Source organism: Goekera deserti, from assembly GCF_010685995.1.
GTDB lineage: Bacteria > Actinomycetota > Actinomycetes > Mycobacteriales > Geodermatophilaceae > Goekera > Goekera deserti.
Genome location: NZ_JAAGWK010000016.1, coordinates 148,153 through 171,226 on the forward strand (window position 1 = coordinate 148,153; position 23,074 = coordinate 171,226).

Sequence of the window (23,074 nt, forward strand, 5' to 3'; positions counted from 1 at the left end):
GCGGCGCCCGTGTGCTGCTGGAGCAGGTTACCCCAGCGGTCGGCGGCCCCGGCCACCGGGCACCCGGGCCGCCCCGGCCCGGCTCAGGACGTGAAGCGGTCCTTGGCCTTGGTCTCCCGCACCTTCACCGAGATGTCGATCGGCGTCCCGGCGAAGCCGAACTGCTCACGGAGCTTGCGCTCCAGGAACCGGCGGTACCCGGCCTCCAGGAACCCGGTGCTGAACACCACGAACCGGGGCGGCCGGACGTCGGCCTGGGTCACGTACTTGATCTTCGGGGCCTTCCCCCCGCGGGCCGGCGGCGGCGTCCCCTGCACCAGGGTGCGGATGAAGGTGTTCAGCTCCGCGGTCGGCACCCGGGTCTCCCAGGAGGCCAGCGCCGCGCGCAGGTGCTGGGCCAGCCGGTCGACCCCGCGCCCGGTCTTCGCCGAGATGTTCACCCGGCTGGCCCAGGCGATCCGGCTCATGTCCCGGTCGATCTCGCGCTCCAGCTGGTGGTGCCGGTCCTCGTCGAGGGCGTCCCACTTGTTGTAGGCCAGCACCAGGGCGCGCCCGGCCTCGATCACCTGGGTGATCACCCGCTGGTCCTGCTCGCTGATCACCTCGTCGGCGGCCAGCAGCACGACCGCCACCTCGGCGGCCTCGATGGCGGCCTCGGTGCGCAGGCTGGCGTAGTACTCCGTGCCGCTGGCGGTGGACACCTTGCGGCGCAGCCCCGCGGTGTCCACGAAGCGCCACTCCTCCCCGCCCAGGGTCACGATGGAGTCCACCGGGTCGACCGTGGTGCCGGCCACCGAGTCGACCACCGAGCGCTCGTCCTTGGCCAGCCGGTTCAGCAGGCTGGACTTGCCGACGTTGGGCCGGCCCACCAGCGCCACCCGGCGCGGGCCACCCACCGGCTCGGCCTCCCGGGGTGCCTCCGGCATCGCGTCGAGCACCAGGTCCAGCAGGTCACCGGCGCCGCGCCCGTGCAGCGCGCTCACCGAGTACGGCTCCCCCAGCCCGAGCTTCCACAGCTCGGCGGCGTTGGACTCCCCGCGCTCGTCGTCGACCTTGTTGGCCACCAGGATCACCGGCCGGTCGCTGCGCCGCAGCACCCGGGCCGCGGCCAGGTCGGTCTCGGTGGCCCCCACCGAGCTGTCCACCACCAGCACGATCACGTCGGCGGTCTTCATCGCGTACTCGGCCTGCCGGGCGATCGAGGCGGCCATCCCGGTCGCCTTGGGCTCCCAGCCGCCGGTGTCCACCACGGTGAAGCTCTTGCCGTTCCACAACGCCTCGTAGGCGATCCGGTCCCGGGTCACGCCCGGCACGTCCTGGACGACGGCGGCCCGCCGCCCCAGGAACCGGTTGACCAGCGTCGACTTGCCCACGTTGGGCCGTCCGACGACCGCCACCACGGGCAGCGCCCGCGAGGGGGCGCCCGTGCTCTGCTCGCTCATGTCTGCCTTCCCGCGGCTGCCTGCCGTGCACCGGCGCAGGCCGTGAGCGCCAGCGACACGACCCGGTCGACGACGGCGTCGCGGTCCAGGTCGGTGCTGTCCACGACCACGGCGTCGCCGGCCGGCCGCAGCGGACTGTCCGCGCGGCTGCTGTCGTACTCGTCCCGCCGGCGCAGGTCGGCCGCGAGTGCGGCGACCTCCGCCTCGTCGGTGAGACCGAGCTGCCCGGCGCGGCGCTGGGCGCGCACCTCGGGAGCCGCGGTCAGGTAGATCTTGCAGGTCGCGTCCGGGAGCACGACCGTGCCGATGTCGCGGCCCTCGACCACCACGGCCGCGGCGCCCGCGACCAGTGCCCGCTGCTGGTCCACCAGCTGCCGGCGCACCGCGGGCACCGCCGACACCGGCGACACCGCGCGGGTGACCTCGCCGCCGCGGATCCGGGCGGCGACGTCGACGCCGTCGACCAGGACGCGCTCCTCCCCCGCCGTCGTGCCGACCTCGATCGACGCCGAGCCGACCGTGCGGGCCACGGCGTCGGCGTCCTCCGGGTCGACGCCGGCGGTGAGCACCGCGACGGTGGCCGCCCGGTACATCGCGCCGGTGTCCAGGTAGGCCGCGCCCAGGCGCACCGCGACCGCCCGGGCCACGCTCGACTTGCCGGTGCCCGACGGTCCGTCGAGGGTCACCTGTCCCTGGAACTGCACGGTGTTCCCCTCGACGTCCACTCGGTGCCCACCCTCCGGCCTGCTGCTCTGCTCGTCCACGTGCTGCTCGTCCACCTGCTGCTCGCTCACTGGGCGATGTCCCGGCGCAGCGCGACCGCGCCCCGCAGGTACACGTGCTGCACCTGCGCCCGGCTGCGCCCGGTCTCCACGTGCGCCATCAGCCGCAGCACCCGCGGCAGGGCGTGCGGGACGGCGATCTCGGTGGCGCACATCAGCGGCACGTCACCCAGCCCCAGCTCCCGCGCCGCCAGGGCCGGGAACTCCGACGTCAGATCCGGGGTGGCCGTGAACAGGATGCTGATCAGGTCCTCGGACTGCAGGTCGTTGCGGGCCAGCACCGCGCTCACCAGCTCGCCGGTCGCCTCCAGGACCTGCTCCCGGTCGTCGGCCTCGACCTGCGTCGCGCCCCGGATGGCTCGGACGGCCATGCACACTCCTCGATCGACCACGCCGCGCCCGGGTCGCCGGGCATCTCGATCGAGTCTACGGAGCCCGCGCCACCCGCCCGACCACGCGCACGACCGGCCCCCGCCGGCCGAGTGCGCAGTCGTGGGTCGGGGACGGCGGGGGTCAGAGGCCGACGAGCTCCTGCAGCGCGCCGACCTCGGCGCGGCTGAGCCGCCGGATCACGCCGGTGCGCATCCGGGCCAGCTGCACCGGGCCCACCGCGGTGCGGACCAGGCGGGTCACGGGCAGGCCGACCTCGGCCAGCAGCCGGCGCACGATGTGCTTGCGGCCCTCGTGCAGCACCAGCTCGACCACCGACTGGCCGGCATGGGTGTCCATCAGCTGGAACGAGTCGACCCGCACCGGACCGTCCTCCAGCTCCACGCCGTGGCGCAGCCGCTTGCCCAGGTCGCGCGGCACCGAGCCGCTGACCTGCGCCATGTAGGTCTTGCTCACCTCGTAGGAGGGGTGCGCCAGCCGGTGGGCCAGCTCGCCGTCGGTGGTGAGCAGCAGCAGGCCCTCGGTGTCCTGGTCCAGCCGGCCCACGTGCACCAGGCCCTTGGCCAGGTCGCCGACCATGTCACCCACGGTGGCCCGGCCGCGGTCGTCGCTCATCGCGGTGATCACGCCGTACGGCTTGTTCATCGCGTAGGTGACCCGGTCGTTGCGGATCTCGATCCGGGAGCCGTCCACCGAGATCTGCACGGTGCGCGGGTCGACCCGCATGCCCTGCACCAGGACGGTCTTCCCGTCCACGGCGATCCGGCCCTCGTCGATCATGTCCTCGACCACCCGCCGGGAGCCGACGCCGGCCCGGGCCAGCACCTTCTGCAGCCGCTCGCCCTGCCGGCCCTCCTCGTCCTCGACCGGGGCGCGGTCGCCGGGGTGCACCGGCGCGAGCTCCATGTCCTCGGACCAGACGCCCTCGCCGTCCCCCTGGGCGTCGTCGTCCTGGGCGTCGTCATGGGTGTCGTGGGTGTCGGCGAGGTGCTGGTCGTCCCGGCTCCCGGGGTGCTCGTCGGGGGTCGGGGTGCCGGTGGACTGGTCGGTGCTCATCCCGACCAGTGTCCGCCGTGCGAGGCAGCGGCGGGGCCCCGGGGGTCAGCCGCCGGCCGAGCGGGCCCGCGGGCGCTCCTCCAGCACCGAGGCGGTGTCCGGCAGCAGCGGCGCCAGCGCCGGCAGCTCCTCCAGGCTGCGCAGGCCCAGCCGCTCCAGGAACAGCGCGGTGGTGCCGTACAGGTGGCCGCCGGTGTCGGGGTCGGTGCCCACCTCGCGCACCAGCCCGCGGCTCACCAGGCTGCGCATCACGCCGTCGACGCCGACCCCGCGCACCGCGGACACCCGGGCCCGGGTCACCGGCTGCTGGTAGGCGATCACGGCGAGGGTCTCCAGCGCCGCCTGGGTCAGCCGGTTGCGCTGGCCGCCGAGCAGGTAGCGCTCCACCACAGGGGCGTGCTCGTCCCGCGTGTACAGCCGCCAGCCCTCCCCCACCCGGCGCAGCGTGACCCCGCCCCGGCGCCGCTCGTGCTCGGCGGCCAGCTCCACCAGGGCGTCCCGGACGTCGGCCACCGTGCTCTCCACCGCGGCGGCCAGCGTCTCCTCGTCCACCGGCTGGTCGACGACGAACAGGACCGCCTCCAGCCGGCCGCGCAGCAGCCCGGTGTCCAGCGGCTGCCCGCCGGGTACGCCGGCCGCCGGCTGCGGTGCGCGGGCCTGCCCGGCCGGGGTCTCCTCGGCGTCGGCGTCGTCGTCGGTGTCGTCGAACAGTGCGAGGTCCACGCCCAGCCCGCGGCCGGGTGCGGCCGGCCCGCCGGCGGCCGCGTCCAGCGGCCGCGGTGCGCTCGCCGCCCCCGACCCCTGCTCCGGCCCCCGACCGGGTGCGGTCTCCGGCCCGGGCCTGGGCTCCGGCCCGGACACCGGACTGTGTCCGGTGTCGCGCTCGGGTCCGGTGTCGGTCGCCGGCCCGGTGTCGGTCGCCGGCCCGGTGCCGGTCCCGGGTCCGGTGTCGGTCTCGGGTCCGGTGTCGGTCTCGGGTCCGGTGTCGGTCTCGGGCTTCGAATCCGGCTCCGGCTCCGGACGGGTCTCACGGGGAGGGGACTCGGGCGCGGGGACGGGCGTGGCGACGTGCGGTGGCTCCACCCGCCCGGCCAGCGCCGCGGCCAGCCGGGCGGCGACGTCGTCCCACTGCTCACCGGCGGCCCGGTCCGGGGCGTCGGCGCGCCGGGCGGACAGCTCGGCGGCGACGGCGTCCCAGGAGAACGGGGTGCGCTCGCCGTCGCTCACGGCCGGCCCCCGTCCCGGTCCTCGTCCCGGGCACCGTCCCGGGCCTCGTCCGGATCACCGTCCAGGGCCTCGTCCCGGTCACCGCCCCGACCCGACCCCGGACCCCGCCCGGCCAGGGCGGCCGTCGCCGCCTCGACCACCGCGGCCGCCGCGCCCAGCTCGTCCGGCTCGGCCGGGGGCAGCGCCGGGCCGGTCCAGCGCACGTGCAGCTCCCCCAGCGGCTCCAACTGGTCGAAGACCACCACCTGCTGCCGGTACAGCTCCAGCAGGGCCAGGAAGCGGGCCACCACCTCCAGCGTGCCGGTGCAGTCGGCGGTGAGCGTGCGGAAGCTGGCCACCCCGGCCTCGGCCACGGCGCGGCGCACCACGACCAGCTGCTCGGCGGTGCTCACCAGCGGTGCGTGCAGGTGCGTGACGTCGACCGTGGGCGGCTCCCTCGGGGTCAGCGCCCGCGCGGCCAGCGCGGCGAACTGCTCCGGGGTGACCCCGAGCAGCACCTCGGGCAGCAGCTCGGCGAAGCGCGGCTCCAGCTGCGCCTCCCGGGGGAACCGGCGGGCGGCCTCGGTCTCGGCGAGCCGGAGGAACGCGGCGGCCTCCTTGTAGGCCCGGTACTGCAGCAGCCGGGCGAACAGCAGGTCCCGGGCCTCCAGCGCCTCCAGGTCCTCGTCGTCCTCGACGTCGGCGGCGGGCAGCAGCCGGGCGGCCTTGAGGTCGAGCAGGGTGGCGGCGACCAGCAGGAACTCGCTGGCCTGGTCCAGGTCGAGCTCGTCGCCCATCGCCCGCAGGTGGGCGATGAACTCGTCGGTGACCTGGGACAGCGCGATCTCGGTGACGTCGAGCTTGTGCTTGCCGATCAGCTGCAGCAGCAGGTCGAACGGGCCCTCGAAGTTGACCAGCCGCACCGTGAAGCGGGGCGCCGGCCCCGCGGCGGGGCCGGCGCCCTCGAGCACCGGGGCCGTCGAGACGCTCACAGCCGCCGAGAGTAGGTGCCCGGGACGACAGATCCGGGGAGGCTGCCGGGCCGGACGTCAGGGCTTCTGCAGCCGCCGCACCAGGACCGACTCGTCACCGCGGGCCGCCAGGTCGGCCAGCAGCACCTCGATGGCGGTGCGCACGATCCGCCCGCGGTCGGCGACGACGCCGTGCTGCCCGCGCAGGGTGAGCCGCGCCTGCTCCAGGGCCATCAGCTCCTCGGCGGAGCAGTAGACGGTGATCTTCTCCTCGTGCTTCGGGCGTTCCACCGACGGCCGACCGCGCCGGGGCGGCTCGACCGGGGCCGCGACCCGCGGCGCCGGGGCCACCTCGCGCGCACGCTGGTCGGCCAGCTCGTCCTCGACCGGCGGTGCCGGCGGCACGAGGCTCAGCGGCATGCCCTGGGCGTCCTCGGCCGGGCCGGCGGCCGACCCGGCGCGCTTGCCCCGCAGCGAGGACGACGACGCGGCCGCGGCCAGGCTGGGCAGCTCGGTGACCTGCGCGGCGGGCTCGGCCGCGACGGTGTCGGTGCGACGGAAGAGCTCGGCGGCGCCGGGCAGCACGGGACGCCGGGTCACAGGGCGAGCACCTCCTTGGCGAGGTCGCGGTAGGCGGCGGCACCGATGGACGTGGGCGCCCAGGTGGTGATCGGCTGACCGGCGACGGTGGTCTCCGGGAAGCGCACGGTGCGGGTGATGACGGTCTGGAACACGGTGTCGCCGAAGGCCTCGACCACCCGGCTGAACACCTCGCGGCAGTGCACGGTCCGGGCGTCGTACATGGTGGCGAGGATGCCGTCGACCTCCAGCGCCGGGTTGAGCCGCTCCTTGACCTTGTCGATCGTGTCGACGAGCAGCGCCACCCCGCGCAGGGAGAAGAACTCGCACTCCAGCGGGATGATCACGCCCTGGGCGGCGGTGAGGGCGTTGACGGTGAGCAGACCCAGCGAGGGCTGGCAGTCGATGAGCACGTAGTCGTACTCGTCGCGCACCTCGGCGAGCACCCGCAGCAGCGTCTGCTCCCGGGCGACCTCGCTGACCAGCTGCACCTCGGCGGCCGACAGGTCGATGTTGCTGGGCACCAGGTCCAGGTTGGGCACCGAGGTGGGCACCCGCACGTCGGTGAGGGTGGTGCGGCGCTCCATCAGCACGTTGTAGATCGTCCGGTCCAGGGTGTGCATCGGCACGCCCAGGCCCACCGACAGCGCGCCCTGCGGGTCCAGGTCGATCAGCAGCACCTTGCGGCCGTGCTCGGCCAGCGCGGCACCCAGGTTGATCGTCGACGTCGTCTTGCCGACGCCGCCCTTCTGGTTGCACATGGCGATGACCCGGGCCGGACCGTGGCTGGTCAGCCGCCGCGGCTCGGGCAGCGGCCGCTGCCGGGCCTTCGCCGGGTCGTTGCGCGGGGCCGGTGCACCCATCTCCGCGGCCATCTCCCCGGACCTGCCCGCCTGGTACGGCAGCGGCGCGGACGACGCCGCGTCAGCTCGTGCGGCCATCTGGTGCCCCTTCCCTGCGTGAACTCGCCGTACGCCGTCGGCGCCCGTGGTGGTGCGCGCCCCCGGGCCGGGGGCACGCGGGGGCGTCCGAGGACGCCCACCGGTTCTCTCCCGGTGACCATCGGCAGCCCGCAGGCCGACCGTGACCGACCACGGCAGGAACTCCCGGCCCCGGTGCAGGGGCCCGCCCCGAGCCTGCGAGGGGTGGGGGGCACCGGGGTCCTCCGTCAGCTCAGCGCGCGGGGGTGGCTGGTGGCGTAGACCTCGCGCAGCCGGTCGACGGTGACCAGCGTGTACACCTGCGTGGTGGTCACCGAGGCGTGGCCCAGGAGCTCCTGCACCACCCGGACGTCGGCCCCGCCGTCGAGCAGGTGGGTGGCGAAGGAGTGCCGCAGCGTGTGCGGCGACAGGTCGGCCAGACCGGCCAGGCCGGCCCGCTCGGCGGCCGAGCGCAGGATCGACCACGCGCTCTGCCGGGACAGCGACCCGCCACGGGCGTTGAGGAACAGCGACCCGCCGCGCGGCCCGCGGGTGCCCGCGGCCGCCAGCGCCGGGCGGGCCCGCACCAGGTAGTCCTGCACCGCGCGCAGCGCGTAGCTGCCCACCGGCACGATGCGCTCCTTGCCGCCCTTGCCGGCCAGCCGGGCGGTGGCGTGCCCCGGACCCTCGCCGGTGTCCACGTCGTCCACCGCCAGCCCGACGGCCTCGCTGATCCGCGCTCCGGTGCCGTACAGCAGCTCCAGCAGCGCCCGGTCGCGCAGCCCGCGCGGGCCCTCGGTCGACCCGGCGGCGTCCAGCAGCGCCTCGATCTGCTCCACCGGTATCGCCTTGGGCAGCCGGCGGGCCGGGGCGGGCGGGCGCACCTCGTGCGCCACGTCGTCGGTGACCAGCCCGTCGAGCAGCGCGAAGCGGTGCAGCCCCCGGACGGCGACGACGGCCCGGGCCGCCGAGGTGGCCGACAGCGGCGGGTGCCCGTCGTCGCCGGTGCGCAGGGCGGTGAGGAACCCGGCCACGTCGGACTCGGCGACCTCGCCCATGCCGCGCACCCCGGCGGCGTCCAGGAACTCCACGTAGCGGCGCAGGTCGCGGCGGTAGGAGGCGACGGTGTTCTGGGCCAGGCCGCGCTCGACGGTGAGGTGGTCCAGGTAGCCGGTGACCACCCGGGCCACCGCCGGCCCGCCCGCCCGGCCGCCGTCCCGGGCGGGGCCGGACACCGTCGGCGCGCTCAGCGGAGCACCTCCTCCCAGGCGACCTCGGGCAGCCCGTGCGCGGCGGCGACCTCGGCGTGCACCAGCCGGCCGTCGACCACGTTGAGCCCGCGGGCCAGGGAGGGGTCGGCCCGCACGGCCGCCGCGGTGCCGTGACCGGCCAGCGCCAGCACGTACGGCAGGGTCACGTTGGTCAGCGCGTAGGTGGAGGTGTGCGGCACCGCGCCGGGCATGTTGGCCACGCAGTAGAACACCGAGCCGTGCACGGCGAAGGTGGGGTCGTCGTGCGTGGTCGGCCGGGTGTCGGCGAAGCAGCCGCCCTGGTCCACGGCGATGTCGACCAGCACCGAGCCGGGCTTCATCCGGCTGACCAGCTCGTTGCTGATCAGCGTCGGCGCCTTGGCCCCGGCCACCAGCACCGCGCCGATCACCAGGTCGGCCTCCAGCGCGGCCCGCTCGATCTCCAGGGCGTTGGAGGCGACGGTCTGCAGGTGCCCGCGGTAGAGCCGGTCGGCTGCGCGCAGCTTCTCCAGGTCCCGGTCCAGCACCGTCACCTGGGCCTGCATGCCCAGCGCGATCGCCGCGGCGTTCATCCCGGACACCCCGGCGCCCAGGACCAACACCTTCGCGGCGTGCACGCCGGACACCCCGCCCATCAGCACCCCGCGCCCACCCTGCGCGCGCTCCAGGGTGTGCGCCCCGACCTGCGGCGCCATCCGGCCGGCGACCTCGGACATGGGGGCCAGCAGCGGCAGGGCCCGGTCGTCGGTCTGCACCGTCTCGTAGGCGATGGCGGTGGTGCCGGAGGCGACCAGCGCGTCGGTGCACGGCCGGGACGCGGCCAGGTGCAGGTAGGTGAACAGCGTCTGCCCGGCGCGCAGCAGGCCGTACTCGCTCTCCACCGGCTCCTTGACCTTGAGCAGCAGGTCGGCCGCACCCCACACGTCCTCGGCGGTGGGCACGATGCGCGCCCCGGCGGCCACGAAGTCGGCGTCCGGGATGGACGAGCCGGCGCCGGCGTCGGCCTCGACGAGCACCTCGTGCCCGCCGGCGACCAGCTCCGTGACACCCGAGGGCGTCAGCGCCACCCGGTACTCGTGGTTCTTGACCTCTCGGGGGACCCCGACCCGCATGTGCCAGCGCTCCAGCTCCCGTCCGGCACCGGGCCGGGGTTGCCGGCGGGTGCGGACGCATCGTGGGCGGCCCGGTCGGGGCCTGCCTCGGCCGGAGTCTAGGCACGCTGCCGTCCGGGCGGGGTGACCCCCGTCGCACCCGCCGCCGGACGCCGGATCGCCGTGCGGACGCCGATGCCGCAGGCTCGACGCCAGCCCAGCGCGTCCGCACTGCACCCCGGGGGACCCCACCGACATGCGCCTCTACGCCCAGCGACCCGACCGCCGGGCCCGGCAGCTGGCCGCCGACCTCGGCATGCTCGCCTGGACGGTCTGCTGGGTGCTGATCGCCCGCGCCACCCACCGTGCCGTGCTGGTGCTGGCCTCCCCGGGCGAGCAGCTGCAGGACCTCGGCGCGTCGATCGAGGACACCATGGGCTCCGCGGCCGGTGCGGCGGAGGACCTGCCGGTCGTGGGCGACGACCTGGCCGGGCCGCTGGAGACCCTGGGTGGTTCCGGAGCCGCGGTGGCCGGGGCCGGGCAGGGCGTGCAGGACGCCGTGGCGACGCTGGCGACGGTGCTGGCCGTCGCCCTGGTGGTGCTGCCGGTGGGCTGGCTGCTGCTGCGCTGGCTGCCGTGGCGCTGGCGCTGGGCCCGGGAGGCCACCGCGGCCGCCCGGCTGACGACGATCGGCCCGGCCGGTGAGCTGCCGGACCTGGAGCTGCTCGCGGCGCGGGCGATGGCCACCGCGCCGCTGCCCGCCCTCGCCGCCCTGCCGGCCGGCACCGGCGCCGCCTGGCGGGCCGGCGACCCGGCGGCGGTGCACGCCCTGGCCGGCCTGGAGCTGCGCCGGCTGGGCCTCAGCCCCCCGGCCGGGCCGGTGCGGTGACGGCGTGGTCCGGTGGGTCGCTCGTCGCCCGCGGCGACGTGAGGGGTGCCGCGCTCACGCCGGCACCACGGTGAGCGGGCAGCCGAGCGCCGGGGCCCGGCTCAGCCGGGCGTCCGCTGTGACCAGCGCACAGTCCAGGAGCTCGGCCAGCGCCACGTACGTGGCGTCGTAGGCGGTCACGTTCTCCCGCAGTTCCCACACCCGGTCCAGCAGGCCGACCCCCGGGTACCTCGTCACGCCCAGTTGCTGCCACACCCGCAGGGCGTCGCTGGCCTGAGCGACCGTCAGTCGCCCGCCCGCCACGCCACGTCGCAGGCCACTGGCGACCTCGGAGTCGACCAGGTGGGGGGCGTGCAGCTGCTCGACGGCCACCATCCGACGGGCCGGGCCGTCGTTCAGCAGCGCTGCGAGCGCCGCCGAGGCGTCCAGCACGATCAACGCTCGGCGCGCCCGACGTCCAGGTCGTCGACGATGTCGGCAGCGGCCACACCGAGATCGGGCAGGCTCCCCAGCAGCGCCGGGTGGTCGGCCCGACGGGAGACGGCGGCCAGCTCCCGGACGGCCACCGCGCCCACCGACGTGGCGTCCCGGGCAGCCAACCGCTCGAGCCGCTCGACGACCTCGTCCGGGACGTTGCGCAGGTAGAGAGTCCGCATGTTGCAGAATGCTAGCAGGATGATGGCAGGCCGTCGCGATCCTCGCGGGATGCGCCCGGCGGGGTCAGCTGGTGGACCAGCCGCACGCCGCGACGGCGGCGGCGCAGACGTCCTCGTCCTGCTGCCCGGTGCCGCCGCTGGCACCCAGCGCACCGGCCGGCTCGCCGGCCACGAACACCGGGACCGCGCCGGTCTGCGGGGTGAACCGGCCGTGGGTCATCGCGGTCAGCGCCGAGGCGAAGCTCGGCATCGGCTCCATCTTCTCCTTCTGCGCGGCGCTCGGGGCGCCGTACGCGGCCGCCGTCCACGCCTTGCCCTGGGCGACGTCGGTGGAGATCCACGGGGCCCCGTCGGTGCGCAGCAACGCGACCAGGTGGCCGGCGGGGTCGGTCACCGCGAAGGACATCGGGACGCCGAGCGCCGCGCACTCGGCGCGTGCGGCCTCGATCAGCGAGAGGGCCTGCTCGTGTGTCAGCACCCCGCCACCCTCACCCGCCCGGCGCCGCCGGGGCAACCGGACGGCGGCTACTCCGCCTCGACCGGGCGCAGCCGGGGTGAGCCGGCCCGGACCTGGGCGGCGGCGAGCAGGCCGATGACCGCCAGGGCGTTGCGCACCTCGCCGGAGAACACCATCTGCACGGCGTCGGCCAGCGGCACCCGCTCCAGGGTCATGTCCAGCTCCTCGTGCTCCACCGTGAAGCCGTCCGGGCGGGGCGCGTCGGTGAGCCCCTCGGCCAGGTAGACCAGCACCTTCTCGTCGCAGAACCCGGGCGTGCTGTACGGCGTGGCCAGCAGCGACCAGCGCTGCGCCGACAGCAGCGCCTCCTCGGCGAGCTCGCGGCGCGCCGTCTCCAGCGGCGGCTCGCCGGCGGCGTCCCGGAGGCCGGCGGGCAGCTCCCACAGGTACTGCCCCACCGGGTGCCGGTACTGGCGCAGCAGCACCACCCGGTCCTCGTCGTCCAGGGCCACCACACCGACGGCGCCGGGGTGCCGGACCACCTCGCGCACGCTGTCCCCGCCGCCGGGCATGGCCACGGTGTCCCGGCGCAGCGAGATCACCCGGCCGCTGTACAGCTCCTCGGAGGCGAGCACCTCGTAGGAGTGCGGCATCAGATGCCGACCTTCGCCGACTCGCCGTCGACGTCCACGGACCCGGCGGCGCGGCCGTCGACGTCGATCGGCAGCCGCGCGGAGTCCTGGTAGTCGATCGCGGCGCAGGCGAAGGCGGCGAACAGCGGGTGCGGCCGGGTGGGCCGGCTCTTCAGCTCCGGGTGCGCCTGGGTGCCCACGAAGAACGGGTGCACCTCGCGGGGCAGCTCGGCGAACTCGACCAGCAGGCCGTCCGGCGAGGTCCCGGAGAACACCAGGCCGGCCTCGGTGAGCCGGTCGCGGTAGGCGTTGGCGACCTCGTAGCGGTGCCGGTGCCGCTCGGTGACCTCGGTGCTGCCGTAGGCCGACGCCACGACCGACCCCTTCAGCAGGGACGCCGGGTAGCTGCCCAGCCGCATCGTGCCGCCCATGTCCCGGCTGCCGGAGACCACGTCCACCTGGCTGGCCATCGTGGAGATCACCGCGTCGGAGGTGTCCGGGTCGAACTCGGTCGAGTTGGCGTCCGGCAGGCCGGCCAGGTCGCGGGCCACCTCGATCACCATGCACTGCAGGCCCAGGCACAGGCCCAGGGTGGGGATGCCGTTGACCCGGGCGTGCCGGATGGCGCCCAGCTTGCCCTCGATGCCGCGCACGCCGAAGCCGCCGGGGATGCACACACCGTCCACCCCGGCCAGTGCCTGCGCGGCGCCCTCGGCGGTCTCGCACTCGTCCGAGGGCACCCAGCGGATCTGCACCCGGGCCCGGTGGGCGAACCCGCCGGCCCGCAGCGCCTCGGTGACCGACAGGTAGGCGTCGGGCAGGTCGATGTACTTGCCGACCAGCGCCACGGTGACCGTCACCTTCGGGGCGTGCACCCGCTCCAGCAGCGCGCCCCACACCGTCCAGTCGACGTCCCGGAACGGCAGCCCCAGCCGCCGGACGACGTAGGCGTCCAGGCCCTCGCGGTGCAGCACCTTGGGGATGTCGTAGATCGACGGCGCGTCGGCGCAGGAGATGACGCCCTCGGCGTCCACGTCGCACATCAGGCTGATCTTGCGCTTGAGCCCGGTCGGGATCTCCCGGTCGCTGCGGCAGACCAGCGCGTCGGGCTGGATGCCGATGCTGCGCAGCGCGGCCACCGAGTGTTGGGTCGGCTTGGTCTTCAGCTCCCCCGACGGCGCGATGTAGGGCACCAGGGAGATGTGCAGGAAGAAGCAGTTGTCCCGGCCGATCTCGTGCCGCACCTGCCGGGCGGCCTCCAGGAACGGCAGCGACTCGATGTCGCCGACGGTGCCGCCGATCTCGGTGATGACGACGTCGACCCGCTCGCTGGTGCGCCCGCCGGCCAGGATCCGGGCCTTGATCTCGTTGGTGATGTGCGGGATCACCTGCACCGTGTCACCCAGGTACTCCCCGCGCCGCTCCTTGGCGATCACGTCGGAGTACACCTGCCCGGTGGTCACGTTCGCCGGGCCGGCCAGGTCGGTGTCCAGGAACCGCTCGTAGTGCCCGATGTCCAGGTCGGTCTCCGCGCCGTCCTCGGTCACGAAGACCTCGCCGTGCTGGAACGGGTTCATCGTCCCTGGGTCGACGTTCAGGTACGGGTCGAGCTTCTGCATGGTGACCTTGAGGCCACGGCTGGAGAGCAGCGCCCCCAGCGAGCTGGCCGTCAGGCCCTTGCCCAGCGACGACACCACCCCGCCGGTGACGAAGACGTACTTCGTGGGCTGGGAGTTGGGGAGCAGGGGCACGTTGTCCCAGGGTGCACGGTCGCGGTGATCCGCCGGTCGATCCACGGGAGGTCACGCTAACAGCCCGCCGGAGCACCGGTCAGGCGGCAGCCGAGGGGGCGTGCGCCGGGCGCTGGCCGTCCGCGGGCTCCGCCGGTCCCGGGGCCACCGGTGGCGCGGCGGCCAGCCACACCAGCAGCGGCAGCAGCAGCGTGGCCGCCGTCGCCGGCAGCGCGACCCCCGAGTCGTTCACCGCTGCCCCGATGACCAGCGTGAACGCCACCGCGAGCAGACCGGTGCGCAGCACGGCGAGGTCGGCCGGCGGCAGGCCGCCGGGGGCGTGCCCGGGACGGCTGCGCAGCAGCCCGCCGGGGCCGCCGCGCAGCGACCCGGGCCGGTACAGCAGCCACACGGCCGTGACCAGGCACACCGGCAGCATCCAGGCCAGCGCGCTGCCCAGCAGGATGTCGACGTTGGCCTGCGCCTTGCGGCTGACCACCGTCCACGCCCGGCCCTCGATCAGCTGGTCGACGAAGCGGCCGATCGCGGTGCGGGACTCGGCCGGGCGCAGCCAGTCCAGCAGCGCGACGACGGAGACCCCGAGCACGCCGACGCCGGCGACGAGCACCAGCCGGGCGACGGTGACCCGGACGTGCCCGAGCAGCATGGCCAGCAGCACGAAGCCGGGCAGCCCGGACAGCACGCCGCCGAAGTCCCGGCCCCAGAACGGCGCCCCGACGACGGCGACGACGGCCAGGCCCAGCACCGCCACCGTGCCGATCACCCACCGGTCGGCCGCGGCCGTGCGGCTCCCGGCCCGGCGGCCCAGCGCGGTGGCGACCGCGGCGGTGAGCAGCAGTCCGCTGACCGACAGCAGGCCCGAGCTGAGGTTGCCGAAGCCGACGAACCGCCCGGCGACGATGGCGTCGTAGCCCAGCAGCCCGTCCAGTTCCAGGTGCGAGCCGGTCAGCGCGTCGCCCAGCAGGGTGCCCAGGGTGACCGCCAGCACGGCGACCGGCGGCCCGAGCCGGCGACGTCGCCACGGCCCGCGCGCCGCAACGACGGCCAGCAGCACCGTGACCGCCAGCACCGCCCCGACGAGCGCGAGCCGAGGTGACCCGGACCGTTCCCAGGGCAGCGCGTTGGCCAGGTAGGTGGCGATCGGCAGGCTCGCGGCCAGCAGGCAGGCCGGCCGCAGCCAGCGCCGGGCCCGGCTGCCGGCCGCGACACCTGGTCGCCCGGAGAACCCGCCGAGGACCAGGGACCCGGCCAGCACGAGCAGGGCGGCGACGGCGACCAGCGACCAGAAGAAGCCGCCGACGGTGCTGTGGTGCACCATCGCGGCGGTGTTGGCGAGGTCGAGCTGCCGCACCGCGGTGGCCAGGTCCGGGCGCGCGCCGGCGGTGCGCACCGGCTGCCCGTTCATCGAGGCCGGGGCGGTCTCCCCCAGGGCGCGCAGCACGGTGGGCGCGGTGTCGATCAGCTGCACGAACGGCGCCCGGCCGGTACTGGCCGAGGTGAGCCAGCCGGTGCCGAAGCCGGGCCCGGAGACCATCGACACGTGCAGCTGCGCCTCGTCGCCGTCGACCTCGGACACGCCCTGCACCAGCAGCAGCGTCGAGCCGGGCAGCTGGGCCAGCGCGGCGCGCACCAGCCCCACGGCGGCGTCCACCCGGGCCACCGCCGCGGCCCGGACGGCGGGGTCCACGGCGGCCGGGTCCCCTGCCGCCGGGTCCCCTGCCGCCGGGTCCCCTGCCGCCGGGGCGTCGGGTGCGGCGCCCGCGTCGACCAGCGCGTCGAGGGACACCAGCACCAGCGGGCACCCGGCGTCGAGCTGGTCGGCCACACCGGCCGGGTCGGTGGCCGGCTCGTCGGTGACGGTCAGCCCGGCCCCGCGCGCGGCGACGGCGACCGACGCCGAGCGCCCGACGACCGTCGCGCAGCCCACCGTCTCCCCGAGGGCGCCGGGCTCGGCCCCGAAGCGGCGGGTGCCCGCGTCGGCGGCGATCCGCGCGACGGTGCCGGCCGGGTCGGCCAGCCCCACCCGCGCCGTCTGCTCCTGCTGGCCGCACGGGCCCAGCCCGGTGGCGCCGTCCCCGGTGTCGTCGGCGCTGTCGTCCTCGGTGGGGTCGTCCCCGGTGGGGTCGCCGTCGCCCACGGTGTCGTCGGGCAGCGGGGCGGAGGGCTGCGGGTCCAGCAGCAGCGGTTCCTCGCTGGGGTACCGGGCCCGGTTGCCGGCCCCGGCGCTGGCCCAGCCGTCGAGCAGGCAGGTGGTGGAGCGGGCCGAGCGCACCGACAGCGCACCGATCGAGGACTCCCCCGCCAGCGACCACAGCTGCGGGGTCGCCACGGCGTCCACGTCGGACCAGCGCAACCCCGGGACGCCGACCAGCACCACCCGGTCGGCCGCGTAGCCGTCGGTGGCCTGACCGTCGGTGTCGTCGCCGGCAGGCTGGTCGGCGGCCAGCACGGCGCTGCCCGACGGTGCCGGGGCGGCGGCCGCGGGGCCGGGCAGCAGCAGGCCGAGGCCGAGCACCCCCAGCAGCGCCGTGGCGAGCCGCGCACGCGTCCGAGCGGGGGGCCGGGAACGGGTCCGGGCGGTGGTCACGGCTGCGGCCGGTCCGCCGGCGGCCCGAGCAGCTCCCGGTAGACGGCCACCAGCTGGCGGGCGGTGGCCGCCTCGTCCGGCCAGCGGGCTGCCTGCGCCCGGCCCCGCCGGGACAGCTCCGCCGAGCGCCCGGGGTCGCCGAGCACGGCGGTGACCTCCCGGGCCAGCGCGTCGGCGTCACCGGGTGGCACCAGCACCGCCGCGTCGCCGACCAGCTCCGGCAGCCCGCCGACCCGGGTGGCCACCAGCGGCACACCGCTGCGCAGGGCCTCCTGGGCGGTCAGCGAGCGGGCCTCCCAGGTCGAGGGCAGCGCCACGACGTCGGCGGCGCTGAGCAGGTCCGCGACGTCGCTGCGCCGGCCCAGCAGCCGCACCGGGAGGCCCTCGGTGTCGATCCGCTGCTGCAGGTGCTGCTGCAGCGGCCCGTCCCCGGCGACCACGACCAGCGGGTCGACCGGGCCGCGCGCCCACCGGGCGGCGGCGTCGAGCAGCACGTCGTAGCCCTTCTGCGGGTGCAGCCGGCCCACCGCGAGCACCAGCGGGCGCAGCGCGTCGTCCAGGCCGAGCGCGGCGCGCACCTCGGGCCGGGGGCGCAGCGGCGGTGGCAGCGGCGGCGCCGACACCGGGGCCACCCGCACGTCCCGGCCACCGAGGGCCAGGGCGTTGTCGGCCAGGTCGGCCGACGCGGCGAGCACCATGTCCGCGCGCCGGACGGTGGCCCGCTCGGCGGCCTGGAGCACCGTGTGCCGCAGCCCGCCGCCCTCGGGCAGGGCGTTGTGCAGGCTGAGCACGAGTGGGCGGCGTGCACCCCCGCGGTCGGCAGCCAGGGCGGCGGCCGCCACCAGCCCGGCGCGCAGCCCGTGGGCGTGCACCAGGTCGGCGCCGGTGGTGGCCCGGCGCAGCGCGAGCACGGCCCGGCCGTCGGCCACCGGGTCCAGGCCGGCCGAGATGCCGACGGCCCGGAAGTCGGCACCGGCGGTGGTGAAGTCGAACAGGGCCTGCGTCTCGCGCGGCCCGCAGACCCGCAGCGCGGCGCCGGCCGCGCCGAGCGCCGGCAGCACCGAGCGCACGTGGGTGCCGACCCCGCCGGTGCTGGTGGCCAGCACCTCGGCCACCCGCCGGCCCTCCAGGACACGGGTGGTGGAGCGGGAGCGCTCAGTCACCGATCACCTCCTGCTGGGGTGCCTGCGACCGCCCTGCGGTGGCCGGACCGGAGGCGAGGCGCAGCGCGCGGGTCGCCTGCACCACCTGCCTGGGTGCGGTGACCATCATGACGCCCGCCGCGACCAGCAGCGCCACCACGCCGCCGGCCACGCCGGTGCCGACCGCGGTGGGCACCCCGCCGTCCGGCACCGGGTCCGCACCCAGCCACCGGACCACCAGCAGGCCGGCGGCGCCGGCGAGCACCGCGGCCAGCAGGGCCGCGGCGGCCGGGCGCCCGGTGCCGGCCAGCGTGCCGGGACCGGCCGCCCGGCGCACCGCCAGCAGCAGCCCCACACCGGCCACGGTCACCCCGGTGCTGTGCCCGAGGGCGAGCGCGAGGCCCCGGTCGGCGGCCGGCAGCACGGCGGCGAGCAGCACGTCCACCGCCACGGCCACCAGCCAGCCCCCGACGACGCACACCGTCGGGGCCCGCCACAGGCCACGGGCGTACAGCGCCCGGGTGAGCAGGGCGACCAGCGCGTAGCCGACCAGGCCGGGGGCGAACCCGACGACGGTGCGCTGCAGCGCCACGGCCTGGTCGGCGTACTCCCCGGAGGCCAGGAACACCGCCGACACCGGACCCGAGACGACCACCAGCCCCGCGGCGGCCACCGCCGAGGCCGCCAGCACGAGCACGGCGACCGGGGCGAGCCCCCGCCGGTAGCCCGCCTCGTCGCCGACGGCGGCCCGCTCGGCCAGCCCGGGGTAGGCCGAGGTGGCCAGCGGCACCGCGAGCGCGGCCCAGGGCAGCAGGAACAGGGTCATGCCGGCGAAGTACACCGTCTGGGTGCCGTCCGGGCCGCCGCTGGCCAGCCGGATCGCGGTCACCGCCACCAGCTGCTGCCCGGCGAGGGTGAGCACGCCGGCCACCGCCAGCCGGGCCACCCGGGGCGCGACGCCGACCGGGAAGCGCAGCGAGAGCCGCAGTCCGAGCCGCAGCCGCAGCAGCGGCGGCAGCAGGCAGCCGGCCAGCGCCACCGCCCCCAGGGTGGTGCCGATGCCGAGCACCAGCTCGGCGTCCCGTCCCAGCCCCTGCACCGTCGGGGAGCCGTCCAGCGCCGCGAAGGTCAGGTAGGCCCCGGCCACGACCACGCTGGACAGCAGCGGGGCCAGGGCGGGGCCGGCGAACCGGCGGTGCGCCTGCAGCACGCCGGTGCCGACCACCGACAGGCCGTAGAGCACCACCTGCGGGGCGAACAGCTGCAGCAGCCGGGCCGCCAGGTCGATCTCCGCCGGGTCGCTGTCAGCGAGCAGCGCCTCGGCCAGCGGGTGCGCCAGCAGCACCAGCACCACGGCCAGCGGGGTGAGCACGAGCAGCGTCCAGCCGAGCAGCGCCGAGGCGGTGCGCCGCACCGCCTCGGCGTCCCCGGCGGCGATCCCGGCGGCTAGCATCGGGACGACGAGGCTGGCCAGCGCCCCACCGGCGACCACCTCGAACACGATGTTGGGCACGTTGTTCGCCGCGGTGTAGGTGTCCGCGGTGTCGCCGGCGCCGACGGTGTTGGTGAACACCAGCGTGCGGCCGAAGCCGGCCACCCGGGACACCACGGTGAGCACGGCGATCAGCGCGGCCGCGCCGGCCACCCCGGACGCCCACTGGCGGCGGGTCACCGTCGGCCCCGAGCTGCCGTGCCCCGCCCCGTGCCCCGCCCCGCGCCCCCGCGCTGCGGGCTCCACTGGTGGTGCGGGGTCACGCCCGGCGGCGACCGAGCCGGTCGACCTCCCGCAGCCCGGGTGTCGCCTCGATGACCCGGGTGAAGCTGACACGCTCGCTGGCCAGGGTCAGCCCGGTGATCCCGGCGAGCAGTGCCCACCGCCGGCCGCGTCCGGACTCGGGCCCGACGGCCAGCCGCAACCCCAGCAGTGCGCCCGCGGCGTTCGCACCGCAGTCGCCGAGCATTAGCCGCTCGCCCAGGTCGTCGGGCAGCACGCCGAGGGCGGCGCCCAGCGGGCCGGCGACCAGCCCCCCGGCCGGGCCGCCGAGCGTGGCCGCGGCAGCGAGCACGGTGGTCTTCGCGGCGCGGCCGGGCCGCAGGTCGAGCAGGTTCACCAGGTTGGCTGTGCCGGCGACCAACCCGGTGGTGAGCACCGCGTCCCCGAGTGCGACCGTCAGCGGCGCCCGGGGGTCCCGGGTGAGCAGCGCGGCCACCGCGGCGGCGGCGCCGATGCCGGCCACCTTCACCGCACCGGCCGACACCCGCCCGGCCCGCAGCGCGCGCAGGTGCCCGGCCAGGCCCTTGTCCCGGGCCTGCTCGGGCCGGGCGCCCACCACGTCGTCGTAGCCGCCGACCAGCCCGGCCACCGTGCCGACGACGGCGGCGGCCAGCCGGGTCCCCGCGGGTGCCCCGGCGACCGCGGTGCCGGTGGCCGCGGCGGCCAGCACCGGCCCGCCGAGCAGGGTCAGCGCCCGGCCGGCGTAGTTGGTCCGCTGCCAGCGGCCACCGGCCGGCTCCCCGGCGAGGCGGTACGCGACGGCCAGCCCCGCCCGGGAGGCCGCCGTCCCGGCGAGCAGCAGGGCCACCCGGACGCCGGGCCCCGGCGGTGTGGCGGGGATCCCGGTCACTGCTGGACCGGCGGAGCAGGCTCGGTGTCCTCCCCGGTGCCGTAGGCCCCCGAGAGCGCCCGGGCCTCGGCGGGCAGCGCCAGCACCGTGCTGATCCGGCCGGCGGCGGTGTCCACGTTGTCCACCGTGGACACCGCGGCCGACACCGTGGCATCGGCGCGCACCGCGGCCACCAGACCGCCGGTGGCCGACGCCGCGTCCCCGGCGACGACGACGCCCGAGCCCTCGGTGTCCAGGGCGGTGACCAGCTGCAGCAGCGCGGTCGCGTCGGCGTCCCCCCCGACGCCCAGCGGCCCGGTGCCCAGCACCACGGCGAAGTCGGCACGCTCGGTGGGGGCGGTGTCGTAGCTGAGCACGTCCAGCCCGGCCAGTGCGGACAGCACCGAGGCCAGCTCGCCGCTGGTCTGCGCCGCCGGTGGCTGCCCGCTCTCGGCCGGCGGCGTCATGAGCACCTGGGCCAGGACCCCGGCCACCAGCTCCCCGGTGTCGCTGCTCGGCGTCGGCTGCACACCGGTGGGCACACCGGGACCGTTGACGTAGCTCTCCAGGCTGGGGGCGACGGTCGGGTCGCTGTAGGCCTCGGTGATCGACACCGTGCCGGTCACCGTGGCACCGGCGCTGCCCAGCAGGGAGCTGACCTCGTCCACGACCTCGGTGGCGACGTCGTCGGCCAGCACCAGCAGCACCGAGCGCCCGGTCAGCGTGTCCCCGACCAGGGAGGGGGCCACGGCCTCCTCGAAGGCGCCGACGTCGTCCAGCCGGGCCTGCAGGCCCTGGTTGGTGTCCTCCAGCGTGCGCTTGTCCTCCTGCAGCCCGCTGACCTGGCTCTCCAGGTTGTCCACCAGCCGGCCGTTGAGCGCGGTGGTGCCGATCACGATCCCCAGGGCGATCGCCAGGAACACGGCGATCAGGGAGACCAGGTGGTACCGGAAGTCGATCACGAGAAGAGGTTCTCCAGCCAGAACACGAAACTGTCCCATTGGTCGACGACCAGGTCGCCGTAGATGCGGCCGACCGTGGACAGCCCGGCGGCGACGCCGATCGAGAGGAGGGCCGCGAGGACCAGCAGCACGAGCGCCAGGGTGGAGATCCGGCTGCGGTACAGCCGGCTCACCCCCTTGGCGTCCACCAGCTTGCCGCCCAGGCGCAGCCGGGTGAGGAAGGTGGAGGCCATGCCGCCGCGGCCCTTGTCCAGGAACTCGACCAGCGTGGCGTGCGTGCCGACGGCGACGATGAGCGTGGCGCCCTTCTCGTCGGCCAGCAGCATCGCGATGTCCTCGCTGGTGGCCGCGGCCGGGAAGGTGATGGCGTCCACGCCGAGGTCCTGCACCCGGGGCAGGCCGGGGGCCCGGCCGTCGGGGTAGGCGTGCACCACGACCTCGGCCCCGCAGCGCAGCACGGAGTCGCTCACCGAGTCCATGTCCCCGATGATCATGTCCGGCTGGTAGCCGGCCTCCTTGAGCGCGTCGGCCCCGCCGTCGACGCCGATCAGCACCGGCCGGTAGTCGCGGATGTAGGGCCGAAGCGCCTGCAGGTCCTCCTTGTAGTCGTACCCGCGGACGACGACCAGCACGTGCCGGCCCTCGATCCGGGTGCGCACGTCGGGCACCCCGACACCGTCGAGCAGCAGCGCGCGCTCGCGCTTCATGTACTCCATGGTGTTGGTGGCGAAGGCCTCGAGCTGGGCGGACAGGCCGGCGCGGGCCTCGGTCATGGCCTCGGCGATGCTGGCGTCGTCCTGGCGCACGCCCTCGGCGACGACGACGTCGTCGGCCATCAGCCGGTTGCCCTCCAGGTGCACCGTCGCGCCCTCCTTGAGGCGGGCGAACACCTCCTTGCCGACGCCGTCGACCAGGGGGATGCCGGCGGCGGCGAGGATGCCCGGACCGAGGTTCGGGTAGCGGCCGGAGATGCTGGCCGAGGCGTTGACCACGGCCGCGACCTTGCAGGCGACCAGGGAGTCGGCGCTCACCCGGTCGATGTCCATGTGGTCGATGACCGCGATGTCGCCGGGGCGCAGCCGCTTGGTGAGGTTCTTCGTGCGGCGGTCCAGCCGGACGGTGCCGACGACTCCGGAGGCCGTCTCGGGAGCCCGGCCGCGACGGAGGGAGCCGATGCGCATGGCGGCGATGGTCGCATGGTCACCACGGGCCGCCGTCCACCGACGCGCACCGGGACGCCGTGACGGACCCCTCCCCGACGCCGGTGAGGAGCTTGTTCGTCACAGCAGGTGACCGCCACGACGGGACACCCGACACGCCGGGCGTGGCACCCGGTGACGTCCCGGACCTCCGCGTACGCGCGGGAGAGCGTGGCTGCTGTGACTGGAGGGGCGCACGCACTCAGCCGTACAGCGACTGTCCTGGAGCAGGTGACCGGGACCGAGGCACCACCCGAGGAGGCGCACGTCCGGGCGGTGCCCGACCGTCCCAACGAGGTGGCGCAGCCTGCCGGCGACCCACCCGCGGACGCGGCGGCCGGCCCGCGAGGCGGTGCCGACCGTGTCGCCGTGGACCCACCGGGCGCCACCGCCGACCCCGACGACGCCGACGACGCCGCTGCGGTGCCGGCCAGCGCCGCAGTGCCGGCCAGCGCCGCAGTGCCGGCGAGCGCCCCGGCACCGTCCGTCCCGGCACCGTCCGTCCCGGC

The 23,074-nt window shown here is 76.2% G+C and carries 22 protein-coding genes; 1 reads left to right on the forward strand and 21 read right to left on the reverse strand.

Annotated elements, in window-relative coordinates; all coding sequences use genetic code 11:
- Positions 1 to 83: 83 nt before the first annotated feature.
- The 10 genes from der to ald all read right to left on the reverse strand — a co-directional run bounded on the left by der (position 84) and on the right by ald (position 9,708).
- A complete protein-coding gene (der, locus tag G1H19_RS12460) occupies positions 84 to 1,442 on the reverse strand; it encodes a ribosome biogenesis GTPase Der (protein WP_152731163.1) in 1,359 nt (452 codons plus the stop codon).
- Positions 1,439 to 2,236 carry a (d)CMP kinase gene (gene cmk, locus G1H19_RS12465; protein ID WP_235927834.1) on the reverse strand — a complete coding sequence of 266 codons (798 nt, stop codon included), beginning with the start codon at positions 2,234 to 2,236 and terminating at the stop codon, positions 1,439 to 1,441. Before cmk ends, der begins: the two co-directional genes overlap by 4 nt.
- Positions 2,233 to 2,595, reverse strand: coding sequence for a chorismate mutase (gene aroH, locus G1H19_RS12470; protein ID WP_152731164.1), 363 nt, complete (start codon positions 2,593 to 2,595; stop codon positions 2,233 to 2,235). Before aroH ends, cmk begins: the two co-directional genes overlap by 4 nt.
- A 142-nt stretch (positions 2,596 to 2,737) precedes the next feature.
- The gene (locus tag G1H19_RS12475; protein ID WP_235910065.1) at positions 2,738 to 3,670 is read right to left on the reverse strand and encodes a pseudouridine synthase; all 933 of its coding nucleotides are present in this window, start codon (positions 3,668 to 3,670) and stop codon (positions 2,738 to 2,740) included.
- Positions 3,671 to 3,715: 45 nt separating this feature from the next.
- Positions 3,716 to 4,897, reverse strand: coding sequence for an SMC-Scp complex subunit ScpB (gene scpB / locus G1H19_RS24535; protein ID WP_235927833.1), 1,182 nt, complete (start codon positions 4,895 to 4,897; stop codon positions 3,716 to 3,718).
- Entirely contained in the window at positions 4,894 to 5,868 is a 975-nt protein-coding gene (locus G1H19_RS12485) for a segregation and condensation protein A (protein WP_235927832.1), read from the reverse strand. The genes scpB and G1H19_RS12485 overlap by 4 nt, the downstream gene beginning before the upstream one ends.
- A gap of 57 nt (positions 5,869 to 5,925) precedes the next feature.
- Complete coding sequence (locus G1H19_RS12490) at positions 5,926 to 6,447, reverse strand: hypothetical protein (RefSeq protein ID WP_162392109.1); 522 nt, start codon at positions 6,445 to 6,447, stop codon at positions 5,926 to 5,928.
- Positions 6,444 to 7,367: a ParA family protein gene (locus G1H19_RS12495; RefSeq protein ID WP_152731165.1), complete on the reverse strand. Its 924-nt coding sequence runs from the start codon at positions 7,365 to 7,367 to the stop codon at positions 6,444 to 6,446. The genes G1H19_RS12490 and G1H19_RS12495 overlap by 4 nt, the downstream gene beginning before the upstream one ends.
- Before the next feature lie 227 nt (positions 7,368 to 7,594).
- Positions 7,595 to 8,581, reverse strand: a complete 987-nt coding sequence (locus G1H19_RS12500; RefSeq protein WP_235927831.1) for a site-specific tyrosine recombinase XerD — start codon at positions 8,579 to 8,581, stop codon at positions 7,595 to 7,597.
- 11 nt (positions 8,582 to 8,592) lie between these two features.
- Positions 8,593 to 9,708, reverse strand: a complete 1,116-nt coding sequence (ald, locus tag G1H19_RS12505; RefSeq protein ID WP_152731166.1) for an alanine dehydrogenase — start codon at positions 9,706 to 9,708, stop codon at positions 8,593 to 8,595.
- 235 nt (positions 9,709 to 9,943) lie between these two features.
- On the opposite strand from ald, the gene G1H19_RS12510 reads away from it, so the two are divergent.
- Positions 9,944 to 10,576 carry a hypothetical protein gene (locus G1H19_RS12510; protein WP_152731167.1) on the forward strand — a complete coding sequence of 211 codons (633 nt, stop codon included), beginning with the start codon at positions 9,944 to 9,946 and terminating at the stop codon, positions 10,574 to 10,576.
- 54 nt (positions 10,577 to 10,630) lie between these two features.
- Here the strand turns inward: G1H19_RS12510 and G1H19_RS12515 are convergent, their stop codons facing one another.
- From G1H19_RS12515 to steA, 11 genes are all read right to left on the reverse strand, one after another.
- The gene (locus tag G1H19_RS12515) at positions 10,631 to 11,008 is read right to left on the reverse strand and encodes a type II toxin-antitoxin system VapC family toxin (RefSeq protein WP_235927939.1); all 378 of its coding nucleotides are present in this window, start codon (positions 11,006 to 11,008) and stop codon (positions 10,631 to 10,633) included.
- A gap of 2 nt (positions 11,009 to 11,010) precedes the next feature.
- Positions 11,011 to 11,232, reverse strand: a complete 222-nt coding sequence (locus tag G1H19_RS12520) for an antitoxin (RefSeq protein WP_152731169.1) — start codon at positions 11,230 to 11,232, stop codon at positions 11,011 to 11,013.
- Between the two features lie 64 nt (positions 11,233 to 11,296).
- On the reverse strand, positions 11,297 to 11,710 hold the full coding sequence (locus G1H19_RS12525) for a GlcG/HbpS family heme-binding protein (protein WP_162392108.1): 414 nt from the start codon (positions 11,708 to 11,710) through the stop codon (positions 11,297 to 11,299).
- Between the two features lie 47 nt (positions 11,711 to 11,757).
- Positions 11,758 to 12,342, reverse strand: a complete 585-nt coding sequence (locus G1H19_RS12530) for an NUDIX domain-containing protein (protein ID WP_152731171.1) — start codon at positions 12,340 to 12,342, stop codon at positions 11,758 to 11,760.
- Positions 12,342 to 14,072 carry a CTP synthase gene (locus G1H19_RS12535; protein WP_268895974.1) on the reverse strand — a complete coding sequence of 577 codons (1,731 nt, stop codon included), beginning with the start codon at positions 14,070 to 14,072 and terminating at the stop codon, positions 12,342 to 12,344. The genes G1H19_RS12530 and G1H19_RS12535 overlap by 1 nt, the downstream gene beginning before the upstream one ends.
- 79 nt (positions 14,073 to 14,151) lie before the next feature.
- Positions 14,152 to 16,659: a hypothetical protein gene (locus tag G1H19_RS12540; protein ID WP_152731172.1), complete on the reverse strand. Its 2,508-nt coding sequence runs from the start codon at positions 16,657 to 16,659 to the stop codon at positions 14,152 to 14,154.
- Positions 16,656 to 17,822 carry a glycosyltransferase family 4 protein gene (locus G1H19_RS12545; RefSeq protein WP_162392107.1) on the reverse strand — a complete coding sequence of 389 codons (1,167 nt, stop codon included), beginning with the start codon at positions 17,820 to 17,822 and terminating at the stop codon, positions 16,656 to 16,658. The genes G1H19_RS12540 and G1H19_RS12545 overlap by 4 nt, the downstream gene beginning before the upstream one ends.
- The gene (murJ, locus tag G1H19_RS12550) at positions 17,815 to 19,473 is read right to left on the reverse strand and encodes a murein biosynthesis integral membrane protein MurJ (protein WP_162392106.1); all 1,659 of its coding nucleotides are present in this window, start codon (positions 19,471 to 19,473) and stop codon (positions 17,815 to 17,817) included. The genes G1H19_RS12545 and murJ overlap by 8 nt, the downstream gene beginning before the upstream one ends.
- Positions 19,474 to 19,552: 79 nt before the next feature.
- Complete coding sequence (locus G1H19_RS12555) at positions 19,553 to 20,425, reverse strand: hypothetical protein (RefSeq protein WP_235927830.1); 873 nt, start codon at positions 20,423 to 20,425, stop codon at positions 19,553 to 19,555.
- Entirely contained in the window at positions 20,422 to 21,366 is a 945-nt protein-coding gene (locus G1H19_RS12560) for a copper transporter (RefSeq protein ID WP_162392105.1), read from the reverse strand. Before G1H19_RS12560 ends, G1H19_RS12555 begins: the two co-directional genes overlap by 4 nt.
- On the reverse strand, positions 21,363 to 22,547 hold the full coding sequence (gene steA / locus G1H19_RS12565; protein ID WP_152731174.1) for a putative cytokinetic ring protein SteA: 1,185 nt from the start codon (positions 22,545 to 22,547) through the stop codon (positions 21,363 to 21,365). Before steA ends, G1H19_RS12560 begins: the two co-directional genes overlap by 4 nt.
- Positions 22,548 to 23,074 lie beyond the last annotated feature (527 nt).

Bases quoted from the DNA above. Each gene is read 5' to 3' on its own strand.
- der (WP_152731163.1), bottom strand. From the start codon at position 1,442: ATGAGCGAGCAGAGCACGGGCGCCCCCTCGCGGGCGCTGCCCGTGGTG.
- aroH (WP_152731164.1), bottom strand. From the start codon at position 2,595: ATGGCCGTCCGAGCCATCCGGGGCGCGACGCAGGTCGAGGCCGACGAC.
- G1H19_RS12475 (WP_235910065.1), bottom strand. From the start codon at position 3,670: ATGAGCACCGACCAGTCCACCGGCACCCCGACCCCCGACGAGCACCCC.
- G1H19_RS12495 (WP_152731165.1), bottom strand. From the start codon at position 7,367: ATGGCCGCACGAGCTGACGCGGCGTCGTCCGCGCCGCTGCCGTACCAG.
- ald (WP_152731166.1), bottom strand. From the start codon at position 9,708: ATGCGGGTCGGGGTCCCCCGAGAGGTCAAGAACCACGAGTACCGGGTG.
- G1H19_RS12510 (WP_152731167.1), top strand. From the start codon at position 9,944: ATGCGCCTCTACGCCCAGCGACCCGACCGCCGGGCCCGGCAGCTGGCC.
- G1H19_RS12520 (WP_152731169.1), bottom strand. From the start codon at position 11,232: ATGCGGACTCTCTACCTGCGCAACGTCCCGGACGAGGTCGTCGAGCGG.
- G1H19_RS12530 (WP_152731171.1), bottom strand. From the start codon at position 12,342: ATGCCGCACTCCTACGAGGTGCTCGCCTCCGAGGAGCTGTACAGCGGC.
- steA (WP_152731174.1), bottom strand. From the start codon at position 22,547: ATGCGCATCGGCTCCCTCCGTCGCGGCCGGGCTCCCGAGACGGCCTCC.